This is a genomic window from Halosolutus sp. DAT137, assembly GCF_059736405.1.
This window is the reverse complement of sequence record NZ_JCAQID010000001.1, coordinates 521,600-547,548: the sequence shown is the minus strand read 5'-3', so window position 1 is coordinate 547,548 and position 25,949 is coordinate 521,600. Positions and strand designations below refer to the sequence as shown.

Below are 25,949 nucleotides of genomic sequence, written 5' to 3'. Positions count from 1 at the left end.
TGCCACAAATTAACGGCCGGACGGCCGAGATAGAACGACGAAATGAGGTGATCTGTGGTGGCCCAGCAACAACGCACCGAACCCGACGCCCCCCTCTCGAAAGGTGACATATTCGAGGTTCTCAGGAACCAGCGGCGGCGCTACGTTCTCCAGTTTTTGAAACAGGACGGCCGGCCCGTCGAACTCGGCGATCTCGCCCAGCAGGTCGCCGCCTGGGAGTACGAGACGACACTCGAGGGCGTCACGTCTGAGCAGCGAAAACGCGTCTACACGACCCTCCAGCAGACCCACCTTCCGAAGATGGATACGGCCGGCATTCTCGTTTTTGACTCCGATCAGGGGCTCATCGAACCGACGGATCGGACGCGCGACATCAGTATCTATCTCGAAATCGTGCCGGGAAGCGAGTTCGCCTGGCGCGAACTGTACCTCTCGCTGGGGGCGATTAGTTGTGCGCTCGTCGCCGCGCTGTGGCTCGGAATCTATCCTATGACGCTCCTTTCGGATTTGGCGTGGGCTGGCCTCATCGCCGTGACGTTCACCTTGACTGCAGCGGTTCACATCTACCACGAACGGAACATGCGCCTCGGCCACGGCGAACAGCCCCCGGAGCTCAGCTACCGGTCCGACGACTGACCTGCTGGCTGGCGACTGCCCGTCTCGCTCCGACGTATCGTCAACTTTTACTCCGATACCCACCGACCCACGGCATGGATCAGCTGAAACGATCGCTTCTCGAGGCCCCGATTATCGAGAAAAACGGCTATCACTACTTCGTTCACCCCATTAGCGACGGCGTTCCGAAACTCGATCCGGGACTGCTTCGCGAAATCGTCATCCGAATTATTCGCAAAGCCGAACTCGAAGAGGTCGATCGAATCGTCACGCCCGCGGCGATGGGCATCCACATCTCGACTGCGGTCTCGCTGATGACCGACATCCCGTTGACCGTGATCCGCAAGCGCCAGTACGGCCTCGACGACGAGGTCGCCATCTCTCAGAAAACGGGCTACTCGGAGAACGAGATGTACATCAACGACGTTCGCGAGGGCGAGCGCGTGCTCGTCCTCGACGACGTTCTCTCGACGGGCGGCACGCTCGCGTCCGTCCTCGAGGCGCTCGACGAAATCGGCGCAGAAGTCATCGACACCGTCGCCGTCATCAAGAAGGTCGGTGGGGAGAACAAAGTCGACGACGCAGAATACCACGTCAAGACGCTGATCAACGTCGACGTCGTCGACGGCGAAGTCGTCATCATCGACGAAGACGGCGACGATTGACCACCGTCAGCACCGAACGATCGCCGCTCTCGGTTACGGCTCATCGACGGTGCGCCCTTCTGTGAGGTGGTGACAAGATGCGGCCCGCCCGTCGCCACACCTTTCGAGAGCCGGTTTTTTGCGCTCACAAACGCTCGTGAACACCTCCGCGAGACGCGCTTTCGCGCGATCGTCCGCGGCGTCGAGGAGCGCATCGAGCGCGTCGTCGATCGCCGCTTCCGCGCGCGGATCTCCGAGTCGAGCGGGAATGCCGTACTCGGATCGAATCCGGCGTTTGTGATCCGCGTTGCCGACTCCCTCCGAGGGCGGTTCGGCCGTTCCGTTCGCCAGCGCCTCGTCCGTGCCGCCAATCTGTGTTTCGCCCGTGCCGTCCGTCCTTGACGGTTCGACTTCGACGATTCGCCCGATATCGATCGACTCGCGCTCGACGGCGGTGTGAAACTGGTGGATGGAGCGCCACGTCTCCTGTTCCAGATCGATTCCCGACGGCGGAATGACCGCCGGGCATCGCGTGTGAAACCGACAGCCGGACGGCGGGTCTGCCGGATCTGGAAGGGTGCCCGTGAGTTCGACGCCGACCCCTCGACCCGTCGGGTCGGGCGTCGGGATGGCGGAGAGAAGCGCCTGCGTGTAGGGGTGGCCGGGATTCGAGAACAGCTCCTCGGTGGGACCGACTTCGACGAACTCACCCAGGTACATCACCGCAACCCGGTCACAGACCTCGCGGACGACGCCGAGGTCGTGACTGATGAGCACCACCGTCAGTCCGAGTTCCCGCTGGAACTCCTCGAGCAGTCGCAGAATCTCCGACTGGACGGACACGTCGAGCGCGGAGACGGGTTCGTCCGCGACGAGGAGTTTCGGGTTCACCGCGAGCGCACGAGCGAGCGCGATTCGTTGTTTCTGCCCGCCGGAAAACTCGTGTGGATACCGCTTCGTATCCGCCGCCGAGAGGCCGACTCGCTCCAGGAGATCGGTGACGATCGATCGACGGCGTGCTCGATCGGCCATTCCCTGGACAACGAGCGGTTCTGCGACGGACTCACCGACGCTCATCCGGGGGTCGAAACTCGAATCCGGGTTCTGAAAGAGCAACTGGACGTCCCGTCGGAACCGCCGGAGTTGCGCCGTGTCGTACGCGAGAACGCTGTCGCCCTCGAATCGGATCTCGCCCGCCGTCGGCTCTTCGAGGCGAACCATCGACGACGCCGCAGTCGATTTCCCACAGCCGGATTCGCCAACGATACCGAACGTTTCGCCGCGTTCGATCTCGAAACTGATTCCGTCGACCGCACGGACCCGGCCGACGTCGGTATTCAGTATTCCCTCGGTGATCGAATAGTGTTTTTTTAGCCCGTCAACGGCGAACAGCGGCGCCTCGGACCGAGTCATCCCCGATCACCGCGTTCGGGTTCGAGGTGGAGACACGACGCCGCGTGCTCGGGGGAATCGTCAACTGCGTACATCGGCGGCTGCTCGCCGCGCCGACAGGCGTCGACGGCGTCCGGACAGCGATCGGCAAACCGACAGCCGGCCGGCGGCGATCGGGAGTCCGGAAGCGCTCCGGGGATGCCACCGAGAGATCCTCGTCCCGGGAGACACTCGAGGAGCGCCCGCGTGTAGGGATGTGCTGGCGATTCGAGGACGGCTTCGACCGGTCCCGCCTCCATGATCTTGCCGGCGTACATCACCGCCACGCGATCGGCGATTTCAGCGACGACCCCGATATCGTGCGTGATGAACAGCAGTCCCATCTCTCGGCGTGCCTGAAGCTCGTCGAGCAGGGTCAGAATCTGGGCCTGTATGGTCACGTCAAGCGCCGTCGTCGGCTCGTCGGCAATCAACAGTTTTGGGTCGCAGGCCAGCGCAATCGCGATGAGCACGCGCTGTTTCATCCCGCCGGAGAACTCGTGGGGGTAGTCGTCGAGCCGGGATCTCGCCTCGGGAATGCCGACCTCCGAGAGCAACTCGGCGGCGCGTTCGCGAGCCTCGCTCTTCGAGACGTCCGCGTGAAGCTGGATCGCTTCGCGAATCTGCCAGCCGACCGTGTACACCGGATTTAACGCACCGTCCGGGTTCTGGAAGACATGACTGACGTCCCTCCCCCGGACACGGCGAAGCTCCGGCTCGGACATGGTCGTAGTTTCGCGGCCGTTGACCCTGATCGATCCCTCTGGAATGTAGCCGGGCGGGGAGTCGAACAGTCTCGTAATCGCTTCGCCGGCGACGGTCTTTCCCGAGCCGCTCTCCCCGACGATCGCGACGGTTTCGCCAGCCTCGACGGTCAGGGAGATGCCGTCGACCGCTTTCACGTCCTCACCGTCGGTCCGGAAATACGTGTGCAGGCCTGAAATCTCGAGCAGCGGGCGATCGTGCTGGCGGTTGGATTCGGGCCCGGTCTGGACTGGGTCGCCGTCTCGCCGGGCCGTGTCATCGTCTCGCCGGCCTATGGCACCGTCTTGCTGGGCTCCGCTGTCGCCTTGCTGGGCTGGACCACCGTCTCGTGAACTCGTCGTTCGCTCTCTCCCATTCATCGTCTTCTCTCCTCCTGTCCTCCGTGTTCCCGATGTCCGCCGTGTCTCGGGTCTAATGCATCCCTGAGCGCGTCACCGAGGAAATTGAACGCGAGAACGGTACAGAACAAGAACACACCGGGGATGGTCGAAATCCACCACGCGGTGGCGAGCTGGTTGCGGCCGCCCGCGATCAGTCGCCCCCACGAGTGGACCGACGGATCCCCGAGCCCGAGGAACGCGATCGCGGCCTCGGCCAGGATGATCGACGGAATCGTCAGCGTCGCGGCCGTGATGAGGCTGTTCGAGACGTTCGGCAAGAGGTGTCGCCTGATCGTCCAGACGCCCGACGCGCCGGCATTTTTCGCGGCCCGCATGTACGGCTCTTGACGGCGCTGGAGCGCTTCCGATCGCAGGATTCGGGCGGACGACCCCCATCCGAACAGCCCGAAGATGAGGATGAGCACGAACAGGCTGCTCCCGATCGTGTACGCGAGCAACAAGAACAAAAAGAACGTCGGGAACGTCATCTGAAGGTCGACGTACCGCATCAACACCTCGTCGACGATGCCGCCGTAGTGGGCAGCCGTCAGACCGACCGCCGCCGCGACGGCGATGCTCATCAGGGTCGCGATCAGTCCGACCTGCATGCTCACCTCCATCCCGTAAACGCTCGCAAGCAGGACGTCCTCTCCCGAGGAGGTCGTCCCGAACGGATGCTGCCAGCTTCCCTGACACATCGTCACGCCGTCTACCGTCGTCGTCCCGCCGGGGCAGTGCCGACCGGTGTGATAGGTCTCGATCGATCCCCAGACGGGCGGTTGATTCTCGAGGCCCGGCGTCGGCTCCGGTGCGGGAAGAACGCGAGAGCCGACGATCCCGATCGCGAAGATGGCAAGGAGGTACGCCCCGCCGAGCACCGCTGCCGTGTTTCGCTCGAACTCCCGCCAGTAGTACCGAGTCAGCCGACGGTTCTCGTATAGCGGGACGACGCCGTAGTAGAGACCGACGAGTAGCGTCATCGACCACAACCAATCGACGGCCGAAACCGGGCCGAGAACCGGAATCGCCGCCGGGCCGCTTCCGGCGACGAACCGGGAGTAGAGGTCTGCCGCTGCGCCGATCGCCCACAGACCCACGACGGCGAACCAGACCGTCTGTTTGCTCGATCGTCCCATCCCATCCGCGTCGATCTCCTCCCAGTCGACGTGCTCGAACGTCGCGTCCGTCCGTTCGACGTCCGCATCCGTCTTCGGCTCGGCGGCAGATCTCGTCTCTCCCCGGCGATCCGTCCGCTCGCTCATCAGCGATCACCGTACTCGATCCGCGGGTCCAGTACCGCGTACAGAACGTCTTCGATCAGGTTGCCGACGATCGCGACGAACGTCGGGAGGAGGATCGTTATCGCGACCAGATCAGTGTCCTGGCTCACGATCGCCTGAAACGACGCCAGTCCGATACCGGGGATTCCGAACACCACCTCGATCAGGTACGACCCGAACAGGACGAGGCCGAGAATCCGCCCGACCAGAATCGTTATCAGCGGGATCGACGCGGGGCGGAAAATGTGCACTGCGACGATCCGCCGCGTGCTGACACCTTTCGATTTCGCGGTTTTGACGAACTCAGCGTCGACGTACTCGAGCGCCTCCGCGCGGGCGTATCGCATGACAGAGGCGATCGCACCGGTCATCAGCACGACCGTCGGCAACACGAGCTGTACGAGATTTGCCGGACTCAGGATGCCCACGTAGCGCTCGCCTTCGAACTCCTCGCGAAAGAACGCCGGATGATCCGACCCGGCCGTCTCGAGCAGCGTCCAGCTTCCGTCGGCCGCTTTCGGGAGCGCGGCGTTCCAGCCGATATCCACCCAGCCCAGCCATCCCCCGAAGACGACGAGGAGGATAATTCCGAACCAGAAGTTGGGAATGCTGATCCCGACAAAGGCGATCATCGTCGCCGCGTAATCCGTCTTCGTGTGCTGGTTGACCGCGGAGTAGAGTCCGATCGCAGTCCCGATAACCGTCGAGAGAACGATCGCGGGGACCCCGTACAGCAGCGAGTAGGGGACCGTTTCACGGACGACGTCGACGACCGGTTGGTTGTACTCGTACGACCAGCCCCAGTCGCCCTGAACGACGTTCGTGAGAAAATCGACGTACCGCTCGTGAGCGGGCCGATCGAGGCCGAGCCGCTCCACCTCGGCCTGGACGGCGGTTTCGACGTCGACGTCCTGTACGGCCGCCTGAAACTCCGCCTGCATGAGCTGCTGGTTCGGCAGTTGCTCCATCAATACGAACGTGATCGTGAGGATGAGCACCGACGCGAAACCGGCCCAGAGTATCCGGCGAGTGACGTACCAGAGCATGGATGCTGTCGTGGGGGCGATCGGCTACCGACGGCTCACCGCTCTTCGAGTCGGAACTTGTCGTTTGCACGAAGGAGGTCGCGTGCTGCGACGATATCGTCTTCCGTGATATCGATACCGTAGACGGTGACGGCCGAGTCGTCGTACCACTCGGACCACGTCGGCTGGAACGTAACCGCCGGTTCGGCCTGGCCGCGCTGGATGTCTCGCGTAATCGTCTCCTTATCGACGACGCGCGCGATCGCTTCTCGGCCGTCCCGCTCGCGGGTCAGGATGCTCCCGTTCGATCGATGGTTGAAAAAGAGGAACGTAATAAAGGGATCTTGCTGCGCTTCGACGCGGATGTCGTCGACAGCGTCCCGAAACTCCTGTACGTTCTCGCTCGGGAGTTTCATCTGATCGGCCTCCGCGTTGCGGAACCGTTCGACCCGCGTCGACTGCTCCGACTCGACGTCGATCCGGAACCGATCGAAGTAGGGTGCGTCCGCCCACGCATCGTCCATCACCCGGACGTTGCTGTCCTCGGTGTGTGCGCGCATGTAATAGTCGTCGTTGCGAACGGCCGTGAACGATCCAGTCTGTCCGGGCGTCCACTCGTCGTACGTGTACGGACCGAGGTTGCCGGTCCAGGTAAATTCCTGTACTTCCGCCGATCGCCGCAGCGCCGTCGCATCGGGCGCGTACTGCTCGTACAGCGCCTGTGGATAGCAATACTCGTCCCAGAGTAGCGGCCGGACCGGAAACAGCGGGTCCGGCTCGTCGAGTTCGAGCTGAAACTCGAGAGGCCCCGTCTGTTCGACGGTCTCGACGTCCGCCCACTGTTCGGGCTGGCCCGGCGGTTGCGTCTCGTCCCAGACGTCCCCCGCGTCGTCGGCCACACCGTGGACGTACTCGATCTGGTAGACCCAGTCCGCCGCAGTCATCTGCCCGTAGGGCGTGCCGTCGGCGTCGGTTCCGAACTCGAGATTATCCCGGAGGGTACAGACCCACACCTGCCCGTCTCCGCTGTCTTCGATGTCCATAAGCAACGGAAACACCTCGTCGTTCGTATCGATCGCATAGGAGTAATCGGAGACGAGTGTGGTCCTGTCGCTCGACCCCGTATCCTCTTGTTCGGGCAGATACGGCTCGTTTAGTTGGGTGTTCGTCAGCCAGACGTAATCACCGCCAACCGACTGGCCGTCCCGATACCGATGGATGGTGGCGGGCGTGTAGCCGTACCGTTCGAACCCCTCGGACGTGTTGATGCGGTCTTCGAAGCCCCAGAACCGCAACGATTCGGACATGAAATTCGCCGGCAACTCCTCGGTCAGCGCACCCATGATCTCTCCGAGGTACTCACGCTGTTCGGCCTCCGTCTGTGCGTTCCGAAACCCGTCGTACAGCCCCGCCATATCCACCTCGGGAACGTAACCGATCGCGTTTGCACCCGAGTCTTTGAGCCAGAACGCGTCGGTGTTTCCCGGCGTTCGGGGATAGGAGTTCGCGGAGATTCCGTAGAGCAAATCCCAATCTGAGAGGGTTCGCGTCCGGTCCGGCGGGCCGGCGTTGAACAGTCCCGGCGCGTACTCGAACGCCGCCGGATCCTCGCCCGGCAGCGGTTCGGAACCGAAGTGATCCGCGACGAGTTGCGCCTTGGCCTCCAGTTGCAAATCGACACCGATCCGCTCGAGGTCGGTCTGTATCTGGGACGCAATATCACCATCCGTATCGTTCCCCTGATCGAAAAACAGCGTCGGCGCGATCCGATCGCCGTCGGCCCCGTACAGTTCGACCTCGGGGAGGCCCGCTCCCGGATCCGCATCGTCGTCAGTATCGGACCGAAAACAGCCTGCGAGTGCAGCAGTCGCACCGATCCCGACCGTCTGGAGGACTCGTCGGCGGGAACTCTGTGATGGAGTTTTCCGATGGTTATTCGTCGCGAAACGATTCGACATGATAGTCGGTCATGATCAGCACCATATATATTTACCGATGGGGGTGACAGTCAGTGTTTAGCTACTATCAATAATTCTATGAAATGTAGACGCGGAGCGATCGGATCTATTACGTCACCGCGGCTTTTGCCGACATACTGCAGTTATCCGGACAGTAAACGCACTCTAGATAGTTGTCAGTAATTACCGATCACAAACGACCGCACCGGGCGATCGACCCGTCGACATCGGGGGGTCGACAGTCCCCATTCGGACGTGACTCGGGGCTGATCGACTGACGCCGATCCCGAGCCGATCGCGTCTCATAGTGCGTACTCCGCTACGGACCCGGGGAAGGTTTGAACCACGTTTACTTCGCTTCCGCCGATCGCTCATCGTCTACTTCAAATCCACTCTAAACGATTTTCGACGCTCACAACACTCATCACTTCGTTCTTCGTTGTTGTTCGTCTCGAAAATAGCGGGAGGTAGATTTGAACCACGCCGTCACCCTCACTGCGTTCGGGAGCCGTCTGGTTCAAACTACCACGTGCCATACTTGCTGCTCACGAACTTGCTCGCAGCAAAAGTATAGCGGGAGGTAGATTTGAACTACCGATCTGCGGGTTATGAGCCCGCCGGAATCTCCTGGCTATCCCATCCCGCTATCTCTTCATACCCGAGTGCACTAGTTAAGGGTTGTGATTCGACCGCCGTGTGTGGGTTTCTACCGTCAGTCCCGGTGGACCTTCCACGTATAGAGGCTCTCGCAGGCGTAGTTGACGAAAAAGCCGATAGCGATGCCGACGACGTTTGCCGCCAGATACCAGATCCCGAAGCCGTAATATAAGCCAGCAAGCACGGACAGCGTCACCAGAAATCCCCCGAACCGAACACCGTTCGATCGGAGAAAGCGTCGCAAAAGCGCCCGACGACCGTCGTCGCCGTGTCCGGAAAACGTCCAGCGTTCGTTGATCGCGAAGATGACGATAATCCCGAGTTCCCAGGCGATCGCTTTCCCGACGACGGGACCGAGCACGGTCAACTCGACCAGCAGCCAGAGCGAGACGATGTCGATTGTCGCACCGACGACGCCGACGCCGGCGAACTGGCCGAATCTGGCCGTCGACTGCAGCGCCCGAAGCCGGGTTCGGATGGCTTCCGAAAGCGAATCGGTCATTAATAAGCCATCCCCGTGTACGCCCGCAGGGGATCGATTAGATGTTGCGACGACCGACCGAGTCTCTGGGGCTGGACGAACGGTCTGACCGGGCAACCCACTGAAGCGACTCGACAGATCGTTCTATCCATTGTGCCACACTCTTTTTCGACGGGAAGAAAAACGTTCGGAGACGGATCAGCCGGATCGTCGATCGACGAGAGCCTTACAGAGCGAGTTCGCCTTTCGGCCGGATAACGTCGACTTCGTCCGCGTCCACGCGATCGACGTCGAGGAAGTGGGGCTGGAAGTTGCGCTTCTCGAAGTCCTCGAACTCGTCGTCGGTGCCGACCGTACACCAGAGCTGAACCTCGTCGGGACCGTGGTACTCGCCGTTGCGGCTGATGGCGAAACAGACCACTTCCGCCCCGTCGTACTCAATGATTGCCCCTTTCCGAATACCGGGGTCCCCGTGAATGATGAGCCGCTTCATACCGGCGACTTCTCGTGAGAGGGGAGTAAGCGTTTCGGACTCTCGAAGTGATTGCGACCCCGACGCCGAGCCGACGGTTTCGCCTCTGGCGATCGACGCCGGCGAACCAAACGGGTTTTAAACAGGGCTGTCTTAGCCCACGCCAAGTGAGATAACCCATGCAGATGCCACGCCGATTCAACACCTACTGCCCGCACTGTAACGAACACCACGAGCACGAAGTCGAAAAGACTCGAACCGGCCGCTCGTCGGGGATGAAGTGGGACGCTCGCCGCACCCGGCGTAACAGTTCGACGATCGGGAACTCCGGTCGATTCTCGAAAGTGCCCGGTGGCGAGAAGCCGACCAAGAAGACCGACCTCAAGTATCGCTGTGGCGAATGTGGCAAGGCCCACCTCCGCGAGGGATGGCGCGCCGGCCGACTCGAGTTCCAGGAGTGATTTCAATGGCAGGAAATTTCTACAGCGTTCGATGCGGTGACTGCGAGAACGAACAGATCGTCTTCGGCAAGGCCGCTACGGAGGTCTCGTGTGCCGTCTGCGGAACGACGCTCGCCCGACCCACCGGCGGGAAAGCCGAGATCGACCACGAAATCGTAGAAACAGTCGAGTCACGATGAAATACAGCGGCTGGCCCGACCCCGGCGAACTCGTCGTCGGCAAGATCGACGAGATCGAGGACTTCGGCGTCTTCGTCGATCTCGAAGAGTACCAGGACAAACGCGGCCTGATTCACATCTCCGAGGTCGCAAGCGGCTGGATCAAAAACGTCCGCGATCACGTCCGAGAAGGCCAGATCGCCGTCTGTAAGGTCCTCGAAGTCGACGAGAGTTCTCAGCAGATCGACCTCTCGTTGAAAGACGTCAACGATCACCAGCGCTCGGAGAAGATCCAGCAGTGGAAAAACGAGCAGAAGGCCGACAACTGGATGGCTCTCGCCCTCGGGGAGGATATCGAGGACGAGGAGTACACCGCGATCGCAAACGAACTCATCGGTGCCCAGGGGAGCCTCTACGACGGCTTCAAGCAGGCCGCGATCCACGGCGAGGAAGCACTCGAGGGAACTGACCTCTCCGAAGACGAGATCGACGCGATCGTCGACACCGCTCGCGAGAACGTCTCGGTGCCCTACGTCAACGTCACCGGCTACGTCGACCTCGAAAACCCATCGCAAAGCGGCGTCGACGGCATCCGTAACGCGCTTACGGCCGCCGAAGGCAACGGCGAGATTCCCGACGAAGTCGAACTCGACGTAAGCTACGTCGGTGCACCCGAGTACCGGATCAAAGTAAAGGCACCGAACTACAAGACCGCCGAGTCCCACCTCGAAGAAAGCGCCGACCGCGCGATCGCCGCGATCGAAGTGGAAGGCGGCTCCGGTACCTACCACCGCGAACGCCACACGGACGACGAGTAATGAAATCGGACATCCGGGTGTGTTCGGAGTGGCGCGAAACCCACGATCGCCCGGTGTATACCCTTTCTGAGCGCTGTCCGGAGTGCGATGCCGACGCCGAAAACAGCGCCCCGGCACCGTTCAATCCCGAAGACCCCTACGGCGAGTACCGACGGTCTCTTAAACGTCGCAACCGCTGATACGGTATGGACGAACTCGAGATCGACGCGGTCGCCGAAGTCGACCTCACCGACCCCGTTCTCATCGAGGGATTGCCGGGTGTCGGACACGTCGGAACCCTCGCTGTCGAGCACCTGCTCGAGGAACTCGAAGCCGAGAGCACGCTGGTACGGCGGGTCTACTCCCGAGAATTTCCGCCGAAAGTAAGCGTCGAAGACGGCGTCTCCGAACTGACGTGTGCCGAACTCTACGCCGTCTCGGTTCCCGACGGTCGCGACATGCTCTTGCTGACGGGGGACCACCAGGCACAGACCAATGAGGGCCACTACGTGCTGACGAGTGCGTTCCTCGACATCGCCGAGGAGTTCGGCGCGACGGAGGCGTACGCGCTGGGCGGCGTACCCACCGGCGAACTCATCGAGGAGTACACCGTCGTCGGCGCGGTCAGCGACGAGTCGCTCCGCGAGACCCACGAAGAGGCCGGCGTCGAGTTCCGCGAGGACGAACCCGCCGGCGGCATCGTCGGCGTCTCTGGGCTCATTCTCGGTCTGGGCGAACGCCGGGGCTTCGATGCCGTCTGTCTCATGGGCGAAACCAGCGGCTATCTCGTCGATCCGAAGAGCGCTCGCGCGGTGCTCGAGGTGCTCGAAGCGGTGCTCGGCTTCGAACTCGACTACGAGACCCTCGACGAACGAGCAGAAGAAATGGAAGACGTCATCGGGAAGATCCAGGAGATGGAACAACAACAGCAGATGGACGTCCCGACCGACGACGACTTGCGCTATATCGGGTAGCCACGTCGGTGGAACGCAACGGGTGGCGATCGATCGATCCGCTCGTTTTTGCTGTCCACTCCAGAACGGAGGACGATCGCCGCCGGTTCGGTAGCCGAGTAGCGAACTGGAGTGGCGATATAAACGAACAGTAGTTTTTGGACAGCTATCGAAAGAAGTCTTTGTCGACAGCAGGTGCACAAAGAAAGACGGCACGGAAGCAATAGTAGCGTGATCTGAAGGGACAGTCAGAGAATAACCTTCAGAAACAGACCCGTATTTCGTTCCAGCTAATCGGTCTAACACTCCCGCTTACATACCATTTGAATAGTACTGTATCATTAACGATATGTTTGACCACACGAAGCGAACAGAACGAAACGAACTGCCCGACACCGACCCGTGACTCGATGCCAGAGACGGGTGTTTGGCGGCCCAGACGAGTATTTCTCTCACTCGAACGAACGTGCGAGCGGTCAGAGTGCAGTTCCGAACCGAATAAGAGATGGATTTTGAAACTTTGGCAAAATAAAACTCGATCTCCGGATTAAAACAGACAATTATCTACGTGCAACGCGTGATAACAACTGTACGTAGAACTATGGAACGAGAAGGGAACCACAACTAGCGGATAACTACCTCTACGAGGTATTTATTTGTACTCAAACATGTTCTCTTTTCTATCTGCTATTTGAACTGTATGACGACGTCTCCGTGAGACCGACGCGATCGTTCCACACGCACCGACGACGAAGTCGGAAGCCCCGTTCCCGACGATCGAGTCCGCGAGAGAATAGAACGGGGAGCGGTAGTTTCATTTCCCGGTAGTGAGAGTGGTCGAGTATGAAACTCGAGTCGATACTCGATAGCGGCTGTCGTCGAGACTGGCAGCGGACGGACCCCGAAACGATCGAGCCGGTTCGGTTCGCGGTCATCGGTATCGGGTGGTTCACGCGCGAGCGTGCGTTGCCGGCCCTCGTCGACAGCGAGTTCTGTGAGCCGACGGTGGCGGTGAGCAGCGCGACTGAAAAAGCGGCCGGCGTCGCCGCGACGGTCGACGGAATGGCGCGTGGAATCAGTTACGACGAGTTCCACGCCGGTGCCGCGACCGATCTGTACGACGCCGTCTACATCTGTACGCCGAACGCGTTGCACCTCCCCTACACGGAGACGGCGGCCGAGTTCGGGAAGGCCGTCCTCTGTGAGAAACCGATGGAACGCGATTCGGATCGCTCGCAGGAACTGATCGACGTCTGTGCCGACCACGACGTCCCCCTGATGATCGCCTACCGGATGCACACCGAACCCGCCGTCCGACGCGCCCGTGAGATCGTCGACGCCGGACTGATCGGTGACCCCGTCGAGGTGTACGGTTCGATGAGCCAGCGCCTGCTCGATCGCGTCAATCCGAACCCGGACCAGTGGCGACTCGACGAAGAACTCGCCGGCGGCGGCGCGCTGTTCGACATCGGTCTCTACCCGCTGAATACGACCCGGTTCGTCCTCGGTGAGGATCCCGTCGCGGTCGTCGGCCGAACCAGGAGCACGCACGACGCCTTTGCCGACGTGGACGAGACGGTTGCGTGTACGATCGAGTTCCCCGGCGAGGTGTACGCTACCTGTACGGCGAGTCACAACGCGCGCCAGTCGAGTACCCTCCGGATCACGGGGACCGACGGGCAGGTCGCGATCGAACCGGCGTTCTTCCAGGACCAGCAGCGAGCCTTGCACGTCTCTCGCGGCGACGGGCGCATGTCGGTCGACCTCGAGACGGTCGACCAGATGAAAGAGGAGTTCGATTACTTCGCTGATCGAATCCGGTCGGACGGCTCGATTCTTCCCGATGGCGAACACGGGCTCGTCGACGTCGAGGCGATGGAAGCGGTGTATCGATCGGCCGAGCGACGCGAGTGGGTCTCGCTGTAAGACTGGCGTCGCTGCCCGTTTCTCAGTCCCAGCGAATCACAGAGCGGGTCGACTACCGTACTCTTCCGGTTTCGCGTTCGTCCCTCTCTATCCCGCTCGCCCGAACCCTGATTAGCCCCCGCGCGAATCCACGAGGTAATGGACGATCGCACGGCGTGGGTCTCGTCCGTCGAGGAGGTCGGAGACCTCATCGACCGGATGACCCTCGAGGAGAAAGTCGCACAGCTCGGAACGGTTCGGATCGGGACGCTTCTGGAAGAGGGGTCGTTCTCGGAACGGAAGGCCCGCGATCGGATTCCCCACGGGATCGGCCGGATCACGCGGGTCGGTCGGGAGAGTCACTTGCCACCGGCAGAACTGGCGCAGGTCGTCGCAGACGCACAGACGTTTCTTCGGACCGAGACGCGCCTCGGCGTTCCGGCTCTCGTTCGCGAAGAGAGTCTCTGTGGCTACGCGGGACGCGGCGGAAGCGTGTTTCCACAGAGCATCGGTATGGCGAGCACCTGGGAGCCAGAGCGAGTCCGCGAGGTGGCGAGCGCGATCGGTCATCAGCTTTCGGCGCTCGGTATCGGTGTGACGCTCTCCCCCGTCGCAGACGTCGCTCGCGATCCGCGGTGGGGGCGGATCGAGGAGACGTACGGCGAAGATCCGTTGCTGGTCGCGTCGATGGCGTCAGCGTACGTCGACGGCCTCCAGGGCGAACCCGACGGGACCGGAATAGACGCGACGATCAAGCACTTCGCCGGCCACGGCGCGTCCGCGGGCGGTCGAAACAGGGCCTCGGTGAATCTTTCCGGGCGGGTGTTTCGGGAGACGCACCTGTTCCCGTTCGAGGCGGCGGTGCGAAACGCCGACATTGCCTCGGTCATGGCCGCCTATCACGATATCGACGGCATTCCCTGTCACGCCTCGCATCAGTTACTCACCGAACTGCTGCGAGACGAGTGGGGGTTCGACGGGACTGTCGTCTCCGACGGACGCGGCATCGAACTGCTCGCAACGACCCACAACGTCGTCGAGAGCAAGCAGGCAGCCGGGGTGGCGGCGATCGAGGCGGGCGTCGACGTCGAACTGCCCGAGACGTGTTGTTTCGGCGAGCGACTCCGTGACGCGGTCCGGAACGGCGACGTCGACGAGGCGGCAGTCGATCGCGCGGTCGGGCGACACCTTCGACAGAAGGTGCGGGCCGGAGTACGCGATGGGCTCGCCGGCGAGGATACGGTCGACGACGCCTTCGAGCGCGCCGGAACAACTTCGGGGACGGACGCGGGTGAAACAGATACGATAACGACGCGACCACGTACTCTTGCACGAAAGGCAGCCCGCGAGTCGATCGTCCTGCTACAGAACCATGACGATCACCTTCCGCTGTCGAACGACGTCGAGCGCGTCGCCGTCGTCGGGCCGAACGCCGACGAACCACGACACCTGCTCGGCAACTACGCGTACGCCGCCGCAGAGTCCCGCGACAGCGGTGTTCGGATCGTCACGCCACGCGAGGCGATCGAGCGACGGGTCAGCGACGACGTCGACGTCACCTACGCGAGGGGGTGTCCCGTCCGAGACGACGGCAGGGACGATCTGGACCCTGAAAGCGCGAGTATGGACGATTCCGATGCAGAGAGTGTAGCTGTGGACCACGACGAGGCGGGAATCGCTGACGCCGTCCAGACTGCCGAGAACGCGGATGTGGTCGTCGCCTGCGTCGGCGGGAGTTCCGGCATCGACGTCGAACGCGATTCGGCGGCCACCGCCGGGGAAGGAATCGACAGGGCCGCACTCGATCTGCCGGGCGATCAGTTGGCCCTCGTCCAGGCGCTCCACGACACCGACACGCCTCTGGTCGTGGTGCTGATCAACGGCCGCCCGCTCGCGATCGAGTGGATCGCAGAGAACGTTCCGACAGTGGTCGAAGCCTGGCTTCCCGGCGAAGAGGGCGGGACGGCGATCGCTGACGTGCTGTTTGGCGACTACACACCCGGCGGGAAACTTCCCGTCTCGATTCCTCGACGCGTTGGCTCGCTGCCAGTCTACCACGGCCAGACACCCGCCGAACGCGAGCAAGGGTACGCGTTCTCCGACCCGGAGCCGCTGTATCCGTTCGGCCACGGCGAGAGCTACACCTCGTTCGATTACAGCAACCTCGACATTTCGCCGGAGTCGGCCGCCCCCTGCGAGGAGGTGACTGTGGCCGTCGACGTCGAGAACGTCGGCTCTCGACGCGGTGATGAGGTCGTCCAGGTGTACGCGACCGACGCCGTCGCGAGCCGCGTCCGACCTGCCTCACAGCTCGTCGGCTTCGCCAGGGCGACGATCGAGCCGGGAGAAACCCGAACCGTCTCGTGTACCGTTCCGACCCAGCAACTGGCCTTCTACGATCGCGACGGCGAGCCGGTTATCGAACCGGGCACGTTCGAGGTGCGCGTCGGCGCCTCAGCGGCCGACGTACGACAAACGGGGTCGTTCGAGGTCGTCGGTGAGCGAACGATCGTCGAGACGCGGGCCCACGTCGGACGCGCCGAGGTGGAGTGAGACACGAGCGGCCCGAAACTCGAGCGCCTAGCGAAACCGCGAAGGAGCTACTGAATTCGGACGTTATCGGCTGAAACTACAAAATACGGCAGACTGCCCGGGTCAGGCGTTCTTGCCGGCGTGGAAGCCGACCAGCTTCTCGCGAGTGAAGTGTTTGACCGCGTACTTGATTCCCTCCTTCCCGACACCGCTGTCCTTGAAGCCGCCGTAGGGCATGTGGTCGGTGCGGAACCCGCTGACGGTGTTGACGTTGACGCCGCCGGCGTCGATCGCGTTCGCGGCGCGTTTCGCCCGATCGATGTCCTGGGTGAACAGCCCCGCCTCGAGTCCGTACTCGGTATTGTTCGCCTCCTCGATCGCCTCGTCGAAGTCCGAGACGCTGATAACGGGAACGAGCGGACCGAACACCTCTTCGTTGGCGGCGGGCATCTCTGGAGTGACCCCCGAGAGGACCGTCGGCTCGAACTTCCGGCCGTCGTACTCGCCGCCGCATTCGACCGTCGCGCCGGCCTCGACGGTTTCCTCGAAGATCCGCTGGACCTTCTCTGCGGCCCCGTCGTCGATGAGCGCCGCGATAGTGGTCTCCTCGTCGAACGGATCGCCCATGGTCAGCGACTCGGCGTGGTCGACGAGCGCGTCGACGAGTTCGTCCTCGATCGACTCGTGGACGAGCACGCGCTCGACGCTGTTGCAAACCTGCCCGGCGTTCGAGCAGGCCCCGCCGATTAGCTGTGCGGCCGCCGAATCAACGTCGGCGTCGTGCCAGACGATCGTCGGGTCGTTTCCGCCGAGTTCGAGCGTGACCTCCTTCATGCCGCTGTTGTTGGCGATGTACTTGCCGACGCCCGTACTGCCCGTAAAGGAAATCGCCTCGACCGCGTCGTGTTCGAGGAAGACGTCGCCGGTCGTGCTCCCGCTGCCGGTAACGACGTTGACCAGTCCGTCGGGGGCATCGAGTTCCCGGGCCGCCTGATCGAGGTATTCGAAGAGTTTGATCGAGACCAGCGGCGTATTTGTGGCGGGTTTGCCGACGACGGCGTTGCCCGCCGCGAGCGCGGGGCCGACCTTGTGCACCATCAGGTTCAACGGGAAGTTGAAGGGTGTAATCGCGGCGACGACCCCGAGTGGCTCTCGCTGGGTGAAGGCGTGGGTCCGATCGAATCCCCGCTGGGCGTCCATCGGGACGTACTCACCGAACAGACGCTTGGCTTCCTCGCCGGAGAGGCGCAGCGTCTGGATCGCTCGGTCGACCTCGCCGCGGGACTCGGTGATGGGTTTGCCCTGTTCGGCGGTCATCAGTCGGGCGACGTCCTCCGCCTCCTCTTCGAGGAGTTCGGCCGCCCGATACAGCAGTTCGTACCGCTGATAGGCGGAGAGTTCGGACGCTTCGGCCGCTCGATCGGCCGCCTCGACGGCGCGGCGTACCTGTGTTTCGGACGCAACGGGGACGGACCCGACGACCTCGCCGTCGTAGGGATGAATCACGTCCGCTCGCTCGTCCGCATCGATCCACTCGCCGTCGACGAGCATCTCCTCGTCGTGGAGTTCGATCTCGACGCTCATGATTGGCTCTCGTCTACAGCATGATTCAGCGGACGTGATAAACGTTTGTATTGAGGGACGAGCGAGAGTCTTTCGAGAAACGACCCGGCGTCGCAGGCGACGCGATCGGGCGCTGACGATCCGTTCGGTAGTCCCTTGCGAGAGCCGACACGGGACCGACAGACCACAATACAATCCCGGGGAAGCAGTTCGGAATTGGGTGTAGCGTCGACTCCAGAGACCAGTCACCGATTCGACCGTCCCCGAGGGCAGGGACCACCGGCCGACTCGTGGTCTTCTTTGCGTTTTCCCAAACGTTTTTATTCCAGATATGCAACCAACTACGCATGCGACTCGAGGGGACAGTCTGTCCTATGCCGACCCCGACCAGCGGCCGGAGCATCGATACGGAAACGCTCGCAGCGTATACCGAGTTCCTCGTCGACAACGACGTTCACGGGCTCTTTCCCTGTGGATCGATCGGCGAATTCTCCAGTTGTACGCGAGCACAGCGCCGTCGCGTGCTAGAAACCGTTTCCGAGCAGTCGGGCGACGTGCCCGTTCTCGCCGGTTGTGGGAATACGAACACCCCGGAAGTGGCGGCCCACATCGAGGACGCCGTCGCCGCGGGTGCGGACGCGGCCGTCGTCGTCACACCCTACTACCTGAGTACAACGCAGGAAGGGATCCACCGGTTTTTCGATACCGTCGCCGACGACAGCCCGCTGCCGATCCTGCTCTACAACATTCCGGGTCTGACCGGCGAGGGGCTTCACCTCGATCTTGTCAGTCGACTCGCAGAGCATCCGAACATCGTCGGACTCAAAGACACCTCCGGAGACCTCACGTTCCTCTACGACGTCATCGAAGCGACGCCCTCGTCGTTTTCCGTCTTCCAGGGCGCAACGGAACTCGCCGTCGCCTCGCTCGATGCCGGTGCTGACGGGATGATCGCCGGCCCTGCAAACGTGTTCCCGGGCGCGGTCGTCCAGCTGTACGAGAGTTACCGACGTGAGAACCACGATCGGACCAATCAGCTGATGCGCGAGGTCGTTAATCCGATCGTCAGCGCGACGAACAATCCACCGACGGCGGCAGCGATCAAGCACCTCGTCAATCGGCGCGGATACGATATCGGCGAACCGCTGCCGCCGCTCCCACGCCTCTCCGATCGACAGCGCGAAGCGCTCGATCGATGTTACGACTCGGTCCAGATGACCGTCTCCGTCTGATCGCGGCGACTCGACGATTCGATTTTTGACCGTTCGACTGTCATCCTCGGGGTCGAACTCATTTTAAGCAATTTCGGTCAAAAGAAAGCAGTTGCTCGGCGGGAAGCGACGATCGAGACGGCGATAGCGTCAGCGGCTAGCCGGCCGTCGGGCGATCGGTGATCGGACTCGTTATCAGCCGTTGATCTCCGAGTCGATCTCTTCCTGTGCGTCGTCGAGTGCCTCCTGTGGCGTTTTGCTCTCGACGAGCGCGTTGTTGGCCTCGGTGAACACGATCTCCGAGAACGTCGGGTAATTCTCGAGTGCCGGACGGGCTTCCGTTCGGTTGAGAATTTCCTCGAACAGCGCTAGCTCCTCGAACTCGTCGCGGATCTCGTCGTTTTCGTAGACCTCCTGACGGACTGGGAGGCGGCTGTGTTCGAGTGCGAGGTGTTCCTGAATCTCGAGTGAGGCCATGTAGTTGGCGAACTCCTGGGCGAGTTCCTGGTTGTCGGAGTACGAGTTGATAAACAGGTTCCAGCCGCCAAGACAGGAGTTCGATGCGTCCGGGTGGTCTTCGTGGGTCGGCAGCGGTGCGACGGTGAAGTTATCCTGTACGTCCGAGCCGTCCTCGTTCATCAGCGAGACCGCGTACGGCCAGTTGCGCATGAACAGCGTGTTCCCCTGCTGGAACGTTTCTCGGTTCTCGTCGGTCGCACTCGACGGGATGTGTTCCGGCGTCACCTCGTACTCGTGGATCAGGTCGACGGCGTGTTGGAGCGCCGCAACGCCTTCCTCACTGTTGACGGTCACTTCGTCGCCGTCGTAGACCTGACCGTTCATGCCCCAGACCCAGTTGAGCCACATGATGGTGAGACCCTCGTTGGTCCCGCCCTGCCAGACGTAGCCGTTCTCGATTTCGTCGTCCTGATCGAGAATGTCCTGTGCGATATCGACGAGTTCGGAGTAGGTCTCCGGCGGTCCGTCGTATCCGTACTCCTCGAGCTTGTCGGTCCGGTAGTACAGCGCGTTGGCGTCCGTGTGGAGAGGCATTCCGTACATCGAGCCGTCGACGGTCACCGCGTTGACCGGCGTCTCGAGCATGTTGTCGGTGTGGCCTTCCGGATCGTTCATCTCTGCGGCCCAGCCGAGTCCTGCGAACTCGCCCGGCCAGATGATGTCCATGTTCCCGATGTCGAAATCGCCGCTCTCTGCGACGAACTGGTTCACGTAGTACTCGCGGGTCGACGTCGCCTCACCGGGCGACGATTGCGTCGAGACCTCGACCCCCGCTTCCTCCTCGAACATCGGCACGATGTCCTCTGCGTCGGCACCGAAGTAGCTCGGATGGACGTAGTTCAACCCACCGTCACCGTCGCCGTCGTCGCCGCCGAGACATCCTGCAAGACCGGCGAGGCCGGCCATCGCTGCACCCTTGACAAAAGTCCGTCTGCGTTGCATTGGCACACGTGACATATTAGGAGGGTACTATAATAATCTTTCCAATTATAGCCAGAACGAGGGTGAGAAATGAAGTGAGCACCGCGGATCGACCGCTGCTCAGTCTTCGCCGGCGAGCTCGCAGACGCGGTTCCAGGTTTCCTCGTCGACGTCGATCGTCTCCTCGGACTCCCCGGTAAGCGATGTCTCGCCCGGCAGGCGGATTTCGTCGGCGTTGGCAGCCGTTTCGATCCGCTTCAGTGATCGGAGAAACGCGTTCGTCTCCCCGGTAAATTCCTCGCCGGCCGTTGCTCCGGGATCGATCGCGACGAAGAGGTCGCCCTTGGTACAGGGATCTTCCGTATGGTAGGTCCCCGTCACGTCGGTCCCCGTCGCCGCGCCGACGAGCGCGCCGGCCAGCACTTCAACGGCGATCGCCAGCCCGGAGCCTTTCGGCCCGCCGAAGGGAAGGATCGTTCCCTCCAGTGCGGCCTCGGGATCGGTCGTCGGCTCACCGTCGGCGTCGAGCGCGACACCCTCGGGAATCGACTCGCCGCGCTCTGCCGCGCGATCGATCGAGCCGCGAGCGATCGCCGACGTACTCATGTCGAGATTGAACGGCGGATCTGTCGGAAGCCCGATCGCGATCGGGTTCGTCCCGAGTACCGGCTCGGAACCGCCGTATGGCGGCATCGCAGGCTCGGTGTTGGTCATCGCGACCGCGACGTAGCCGCTTCGTCGCAGGCGATCGGTGTAGTAGCCGAGCATCCCCAGGTGGGTGGTATTTCGAACGCCGACCAGTCCGACGCCGTGGGCGTCGGCTCGACGCGTGGCCTCCTCGATCGCGTGGTCTGCGACCGCGGGACCGAAGCGCGCGCCGCCGTCGATTGTCGCCGCTGCGCCGGCGTCGCGGACGACCTCGATCGAGCCATCGGGGTCGACGTTGTCGTGTTCGACCCCGCGGAGGTAGCGCGGCAGGCGGATCAGTCCGTGGGAGGACTTGCCGCGCGCTTCGGCCGTGACCAGCATCTCCGCTGTCGCCGCCGCATCCTCGGGTGAGATGCCGTGGGCCTCGAAGGCCTCGGTCGCAACCTCTCGAGCGCGTGCTCTGTCTACGTTCATCGTGTTACGTCGAGGGACCGATGCGGTGGATCGCGAACTGACTCTCGCCGAGGACTTCACTCAGCGTGAGTTTGCCGTTGACGACGTCGAGGATTTCGTCCCAGAGCTGATCGGTCGCCCACTCGGTCGTCTGATCACCGACGAGTGCCTCGCTGACGTCCACGTCGGTCTCCTCGGGCACGCGCTCTGCGCTGCCGGGGTTGCCCGTGATCTTGATCGTCGGCATGACCGCGTTCGAGAGCGTGTGGCCCTGACCGGTCGAGATGATCATGAAGTGAGCGCCGCCGGCACCGATCCCGGTGACCGACTCCGCGCCGTGGCCGGGCGTGTCCATGATGTACATCCCGCTTTCTTCGGGAATCTTCTCGCTGTAGTCGACCAGATCCTGGATCGGGCCGTCGCCGGACTTGACGAGCGCGCCGAGGGCCTTCTCCTCGATCGTCGTCAGGCCGCCGTCCATGTTGTCGGGCGTCGGCTGTGCGCCGCGAACGTCGAAGCCCGTCGCCTGCAGGCGCTCGTCCCAGCCTTCGACGTAGTCGAGGATCTTCTGGGCGACGTCGTCGTTGACGGCTCGCTCGGCCAGTCCTTCCTCGCCGCCGAAGAACTCCGGCGTTTCCGCGAAGACGGCGCGGCCGCCCTCGTCGATCAGTCGCCAGGCAGCGCCCGCGGTCGCCTTGTGCTGGCAGAGACCGCTCGTGGTGTCGGAGGTCGCGCAGTTGATCCCGAAGGTGAGATTCGAGACGTCGTGGGGCTGGCGCTGCTGTGCGCTCGCGTCCTGGACCATCTCCTGGGCGGCGTCGACCGTCGCCTTGAGACCGTTCATGACGCCCTTCTCGTCGTGAATGTTGACGCTCGCACTCGGGCGGCCCGTCTCCGCGACGTCCGCTGCGAGTTCGTCACCGTCGACGATCTCGCCGGCGTGGGCGACGATCACCGCGCCGTAGGTGTTCGGGTGCGTGGCGTATCCCAGAAGCGTTCGGTAGGTCTGGAACACGTCGGGTTTCGTCTGGCACCGACCCAGCGGGTGCGTGATCGGAATCGCGTCGTCGACGATGTCCGCCGCTCGTTTTACCGTATCGTTCGCGTACGGTGCCGTCGCGATGATCGGGACGAAGTTTCGAATGCCAATACTGCCGTCGTCTCGTTCGTATCCGAGAAAGTCAGTCATGATAGTGTGAAACGTGTAGTGATGTTATGCGGTTTCTTCTGCTAGGTCGCCGCGACCGTAGTTGCTGTCGACGTTGTGGACGTGGACGCGATCGCCCGGTGCGATCGTCTGTGAGGCGTTGCCGATGCTGAGGCCGTACTTGCGGACGGTTTCGCCCTCGGGAATCTCCGCGAGTGCGATCTTGTGCCCGAAGCCGACGTCCTCGGTCACCTCGACGGTGACCTCCTCGTCGCCGATGTCGACGGTCACTGTTTCGCCACCCTCCAGTTCACGGATGGCGGTCGCAACGTTGTCTGCTGGTTCTACCGCTACGATGTGGGAATCACCCATAGGAAAACGCAACTGACTCTCAGTTGAAATAGCTTACCATACCGGCGGTATCGGTCCGGGGTGGCGCGTTCGCGATCCTATTCCCGTCGGTTCACCTTCGCGGGACTGAAACCGGTCACGCACGACCGGTACAGTAGAACTCAGTTCAGCCGAGGACGGCCAGCAACACCAGCAACGAGATCGTACTGACCGTGAGAAACGCAATCAACACGACCAGAATCGGTTGGACGCCGGCACAGCGAAGTTTCTCGACTTCGAGATCGGTTCCCAGGCCGACGAACGCGATCAAAAAGAGCCAGTTGTAGGCGTTCTCGAAGACCGCGATCTCCTGTGAGGAAAAGAGGCCGGCGCTGGCCAACACCGCGAGCAGGAGGAAGCCGGCGACGAACTTGGGGAACCGGTGCCAGAGTTCTCGCCAGCGTACGGTACTCGTGTCGCCACCATCTGTGAGTCGACGGCGCGCGTAGTAAGCCGCGTAGCCGACGGCGACGAACCCGATCAAGGCGTTTCGCGTGAGCTTCGTGATCGTCGCCCACTGGCCCGCGGCGTCTGAGTGTGCAAAGCCGACAGCGACCACCGGCCCGGTGCTGAACATGCTCACGCCGGCCCAGATGCCGAACACTTGCGCCGGCAGATCGAGCACGCGACCGACGATCGGGTACCCCACGAGCGTAAGCGCATCGAATAGCAACACCGTCGCCGCGGCGTAGGCGATGTGTTCCTCTCTCGCGTTCGTGCTGCCGGCGACGGCGACGACGGCCGAGACGCCACAAATACTCGCCCCGGCCGCCAGAACGGAGGCGAAACGGTCGGCGAGTCCGAAGACGACTCGCGAGAGGGTCTCGACGTACAGGATCGTAAACGCCGTAACGGTGACGACAGACAGCAAGACGACTACCCCGTTGTCGATCAGTTGATCGAGCGCCAGCGACGCGCCCATGAGAACGATGCCAGTTCCGAGCCAGATCTTGTGAGTTCGAACTCCCGACCCGGCCCACTCCGGAACCCCGACCGTGTTCGTGACGACGACGCCGATAACGATCGCTACGAGCAACGCATCGACGCTCGAGAACAACGAACCGAACGTCCAGGCGACGGTCGCACCGGCTACCAGCACGGCGACGCCCGGAACGTAGTCGACGATCGATCGGCGGAGCGAGGGCGTTCTTCCCATCGATTACCCTGGCAGCGGGACGTCGAAACCAAGCACGAGTCCGACGATGATGGTTCCACAGACGAGACTCTTCCAGTCGGTATCGAGCGTCAGCCACCACTGAACGAGCCTCTTCCGGAGTCGATACCAGTCGGTGACGCGCGGCGTTGCGTCTCCCATTGTGCGTATCTGTGTGTACTGCCCGGCCACTATTTAAGAATTGCCGACCGTCGGAGGACGATTCTTCCCCAACCGGTCCCGACCCGATCCACCCATCCGATACGGTCCGGCCCGGTTCGACCCAATCCGATACGGCCTGACTCAATCCGGGCGACGCTGCTCGTTCGGGCCACCGGGAGAGGTTCCACTCGGATCGTCGAGTGAAGTCACACCGCCCGGATCATCGGGTTACGAAGCATCGTCTCGCCGCGCGCGGGAGACCGTAATTTTATATACATGGTATGGCATTTCATGTCCATAGATGGCTGCTGAAGCACCAGATGCGTCAGACGGAACGTCACGTCTGGCGGATGCAAGATTACAAGAGCGGTACAGACGGTATAGACAGCTCCGCTTTACCGACGGCGAGATGGCCGCGCTGTTGCTCGCCCCAGTGTTGACATACCTCTTCGTTATTTCGTACTACCCGATTCTCGATACGGTGTGGACGAGTCTCCACTCGGGAAGCGTTCTGCCGACCCGAGAAGAGCAGTTCGTCGGTCTCGAGAACTACCGATCGGTGGTCTCGAGTTCGTCGTTCTGGAACTCGTTTTGGGTCACGCTCATTTACACCTTCGTAAGCGTCCCGATCGAGATGGTACTCGGACTCGGCGTCGCGTTGCTCGTCAACCGAAAATTCTGGGGGAAGTACGTCGCCCTCGTCGCGATTCTGTTTCCCTGGGCGCTGCCGACGATCATCAACGCGCGGATCTGGGCCTGGCTGTTCCACGGCGAGTACGGCGTCATCAACGACTTGCTCATCCGTGTCGGCATCCTCGAGTCGCCGTACCCGTTCCTCTCGGACCCGGACATCGCGCTCGCATCGATGCTGTTCGTGACGATCTGGAAGACGACATCGTTCGTCGCGCTGATCCTGATTGCGGGCCTTTCGAGCATTCCCGACAACCTCTACGAAGCCGCACGTATCGACGGCGCGTCGAAGATCAAACAGTTCTGGTACGTGACCCTTCCCCTGCTGAAGCCGGTTATTCTCGTCGCATTGATCTTCCGGACGCTGCCGGCGTTTCAGGCCTTCGGACTGCCGTACGGGCTGACCGGCGGCGGACCCGGCGAATCGACCACGACGATGGTCCTGTGGGCACACAGCCACACCTTCACCCGACTCGAGTTCGGTGAGGGGGCTGCCGCTGCGACGATCATTACCCTCGTCGCGATGCTTATCTGCCTGATCTACGTCGCAACGCTGTACGAACCCGAGGTGCGCTAAC

The 25,949-nt window shown here is 62.3% G+C and carries 25 protein-coding genes and 1 tRNA gene; 11 read left to right on the top strand and 15 right to left on the bottom strand.

Annotated features, from left to right (window positions below; all coding sequences use genetic code 11):
- The first annotated feature begins 57 nt into the window (after positions 1-57).
- On the top strand, positions 58-636 hold the full coding sequence (locus AC6I6L_RS02690) for a DUF7344 domain-containing protein (protein ID WP_497916171.1): 579 nt from the start codon (positions 58-60) through the stop codon (positions 634-636).
- A gap of 74 nt (positions 637-710) precedes the next feature.
- Complete coding sequence (gene hpt, locus AC6I6L_RS02685; RefSeq protein WP_497916170.1) at positions 711-1,280, top strand: hypoxanthine/guanine phosphoribosyltransferase; 570 nt, start codon at positions 711-713, stop codon at positions 1,278-1,280.
- A gap of 33 nt (positions 1,281-1,313) precedes the next feature.
- On the opposite strand, the gene AC6I6L_RS02680 is transcribed toward hpt, so the two are convergent.
- The 8 genes from AC6I6L_RS02680 to AC6I6L_RS02645 all read right to left on the bottom strand — a co-directional run bounded on the left by AC6I6L_RS02680 (position 1,314) and on the right by AC6I6L_RS02645 (position 9,729).
- Positions 1,314-2,672: an ABC transporter ATP-binding protein gene (locus tag AC6I6L_RS02680; protein ID WP_497916169.1), complete on the bottom strand. Its 1,359-nt coding sequence runs from the start codon at positions 2,670-2,672 to the stop codon at positions 1,314-1,316.
- Positions 2,669-3,814 (bottom strand): ABC transporter ATP-binding protein, encoded by a 1,146-nt coding sequence (locus AC6I6L_RS02675; RefSeq protein WP_497916168.1) that lies wholly within the window; start codon positions 3,812-3,814, stop codon positions 2,669-2,671. The genes AC6I6L_RS02680 and AC6I6L_RS02675 overlap by 4 nt, the downstream gene beginning before the upstream one ends.
- Positions 3,811-5,097, bottom strand: a complete 1,287-nt coding sequence (locus AC6I6L_RS02670; protein ID WP_497916167.1) for an ABC transporter permease — start codon at positions 5,095-5,097, stop codon at positions 3,811-3,813. The genes AC6I6L_RS02675 and AC6I6L_RS02670 overlap by 4 nt, the downstream gene beginning before the upstream one ends.
- The gene (locus tag AC6I6L_RS02665) at positions 5,097-6,161 is read right to left on the bottom strand and encodes an ABC transporter permease (RefSeq protein ID WP_497916166.1); all 1,065 of its coding nucleotides are present in this window, start codon (positions 6,159-6,161) and stop codon (positions 5,097-5,099) included. Before AC6I6L_RS02665 ends, AC6I6L_RS02670 begins: the two co-directional genes overlap by 1 nt.
- Before the next feature lie 35 nt (positions 6,162-6,196).
- Positions 6,197-8,098 carry an ABC transporter substrate-binding protein gene (locus AC6I6L_RS02660; protein ID WP_497916165.1) on the bottom strand — a complete coding sequence of 634 codons (1,902 nt, stop codon included), beginning with the start codon at positions 8,096-8,098 and terminating at the stop codon, positions 6,197-6,199.
- Between the two features lie 571 nt (positions 8,099-8,669).
- Positions 8,670-8,744 (bottom strand) — tRNA-Met (locus AC6I6L_RS02655).
- Positions 8,745-8,810: 66 nt separating this feature from the next.
- Entirely contained in the window at positions 8,811-9,257 is a 447-nt protein-coding gene (locus AC6I6L_RS02650; RefSeq protein WP_497916164.1) for a GtrA family protein, read from the bottom strand.
- Between the two features lie 205 nt (positions 9,258-9,462).
- Entirely contained in the window at positions 9,463-9,729 is a 267-nt protein-coding gene (locus AC6I6L_RS02645; RefSeq protein WP_497916163.1) for an HAH_0734 family protein, read from the bottom strand.
- A gap of 158 nt (positions 9,730-9,887) precedes the next feature.
- Between AC6I6L_RS02645 and AC6I6L_RS02640 the strand changes: the two genes are divergently transcribed.
- The 7 genes from AC6I6L_RS02640 (at position 9,888) to AC6I6L_RS02610 (ending at position 16,535) form a co-directional block, all read left to right on the top strand.
- Positions 9,888-10,169, top strand: coding sequence for a 50S ribosomal protein L44e (locus AC6I6L_RS02640; protein ID WP_497916162.1), 282 nt, complete (start codon positions 9,888-9,890; stop codon positions 10,167-10,169).
- A gap of 5 nt (positions 10,170-10,174) precedes the next feature.
- Positions 10,175-10,348 (top strand): 30S ribosomal protein S27e, encoded by a 174-nt coding sequence (locus AC6I6L_RS02635; RefSeq protein WP_497916161.1) that lies wholly within the window; start codon positions 10,175-10,177, stop codon positions 10,346-10,348.
- Positions 10,345-11,145, top strand: coding sequence for a translation initiation factor IF-2 subunit alpha (locus AC6I6L_RS02630; RefSeq protein ID WP_497916160.1), 801 nt, complete (start codon positions 10,345-10,347; stop codon positions 11,143-11,145). Before AC6I6L_RS02635 ends, AC6I6L_RS02630 begins: the two co-directional genes overlap by 4 nt.
- Positions 11,145-11,324: an RNA-protein complex protein Nop10 gene (locus tag AC6I6L_RS02625; protein WP_497916159.1), complete on the top strand. Its 180-nt coding sequence runs from the start codon at positions 11,145-11,147 to the stop codon at positions 11,322-11,324. The genes AC6I6L_RS02630 and AC6I6L_RS02625 overlap by 1 nt, the downstream gene beginning before the upstream one ends.
- A 6-nt stretch (positions 11,325-11,330) precedes the next feature.
- The gene (locus AC6I6L_RS02620) at positions 11,331-12,098 is read left to right on the top strand and encodes a proteasome assembly chaperone family protein (RefSeq protein ID WP_497916158.1); all 768 of its coding nucleotides are present in this window, start codon (positions 11,331-11,333) and stop codon (positions 12,096-12,098) included.
- A gap of 822 nt (positions 12,099-12,920) precedes the next feature.
- Entirely contained in the window at positions 12,921-14,003 is a 1,083-nt protein-coding gene (gene gfo6 / locus AC6I6L_RS02615) for a D-xylose 1-dehydrogenase Gfo6 (RefSeq protein ID WP_497916157.1), read from the top strand.
- Between the two features lie 138 nt (positions 14,004-14,141).
- Complete coding sequence (locus AC6I6L_RS02610; protein ID WP_497916156.1) at positions 14,142-16,535, top strand: glycoside hydrolase family 3 N-terminal domain-containing protein; 2,394 nt, start codon at positions 14,142-14,144, stop codon at positions 16,533-16,535.
- A 102-nt stretch (positions 16,536-16,637) separates the two neighbouring features.
- On the opposite strand, the gene AC6I6L_RS02605 is transcribed toward AC6I6L_RS02610, so the two are convergent.
- Positions 16,638-18,098, bottom strand: coding sequence for an aldehyde dehydrogenase family protein (locus AC6I6L_RS02605; RefSeq protein ID WP_497916155.1), 1,461 nt, complete (start codon positions 18,096-18,098; stop codon positions 16,638-16,640).
- A 326-nt stretch (positions 18,099-18,424) separates the two neighbouring features.
- Here AC6I6L_RS02605 and AC6I6L_RS02600 point away from each other — a divergent pair, with 326 nt between their 5' ends.
- Complete coding sequence (locus AC6I6L_RS02600) at positions 18,425-19,309, top strand: dihydrodipicolinate synthase family protein (RefSeq protein ID WP_497916154.1); 885 nt, start codon at positions 18,425-18,427, stop codon at positions 19,307-19,309.
- Positions 19,310-19,483: 174 nt separating this feature from the next.
- On the opposite strand, the gene AC6I6L_RS02595 is transcribed toward AC6I6L_RS02600, so the two are convergent.
- The 6 genes from AC6I6L_RS02595 to AC6I6L_RS02570 form a co-directional block, all read right to left on the bottom strand.
- The gene (locus tag AC6I6L_RS02595) at positions 19,484-20,749 is read right to left on the bottom strand and encodes an ABC transporter substrate-binding protein (RefSeq protein WP_497916835.1); all 1,266 of its coding nucleotides are present in this window, start codon (positions 20,747-20,749) and stop codon (positions 19,484-19,486) included.
- Positions 20,750-20,848: 99 nt separating this feature from the next.
- On the bottom strand, positions 20,849-21,850 hold the full coding sequence (locus tag AC6I6L_RS02590) for an Ldh family oxidoreductase (protein ID WP_497916153.1): 1,002 nt from the start codon (positions 21,848-21,850) through the stop codon (positions 20,849-20,851).
- 4 nt (positions 21,851-21,854) lie between these two features.
- Positions 21,855-23,018, bottom strand: a complete 1,164-nt coding sequence (locus AC6I6L_RS02585) for a UxaA family hydrolase (protein WP_497916152.1) — start codon at positions 23,016-23,018, stop codon at positions 21,855-21,857.
- A 24-nt stretch (positions 23,019-23,042) separates the two neighbouring features.
- The gene (locus AC6I6L_RS02580) at positions 23,043-23,348 is read right to left on the bottom strand and encodes a UxaA family hydrolase (RefSeq protein WP_497916151.1); all 306 of its coding nucleotides are present in this window, start codon (positions 23,346-23,348) and stop codon (positions 23,043-23,045) included.
- A 145-nt stretch (positions 23,349-23,493) separates the two neighbouring features.
- Positions 23,494-24,522, bottom strand: a complete 1,029-nt coding sequence (locus AC6I6L_RS02575; RefSeq protein ID WP_497916150.1) for a YeiH family protein — start codon at positions 24,520-24,522, stop codon at positions 23,494-23,496.
- Between the two features lie 3 nt (positions 24,523-24,525).
- Positions 24,526-24,681, bottom strand: coding sequence for a hypothetical protein (locus tag AC6I6L_RS02570; RefSeq protein WP_497916149.1), 156 nt, complete (start codon positions 24,679-24,681; stop codon positions 24,526-24,528).
- A gap of 301 nt (positions 24,682-24,982) precedes the next feature.
- Here AC6I6L_RS02570 and AC6I6L_RS02565 point away from each other — a divergent pair, with 301 nt between their 5' ends.
- Positions 24,983-25,948, top strand: coding sequence for a carbohydrate ABC transporter permease (locus AC6I6L_RS02565; protein ID WP_497916148.1), 966 nt, complete (start codon positions 24,983-24,985; stop codon positions 25,946-25,948).
- The last annotated feature ends 1 nt before the right edge of the window (position 25,949 follow it).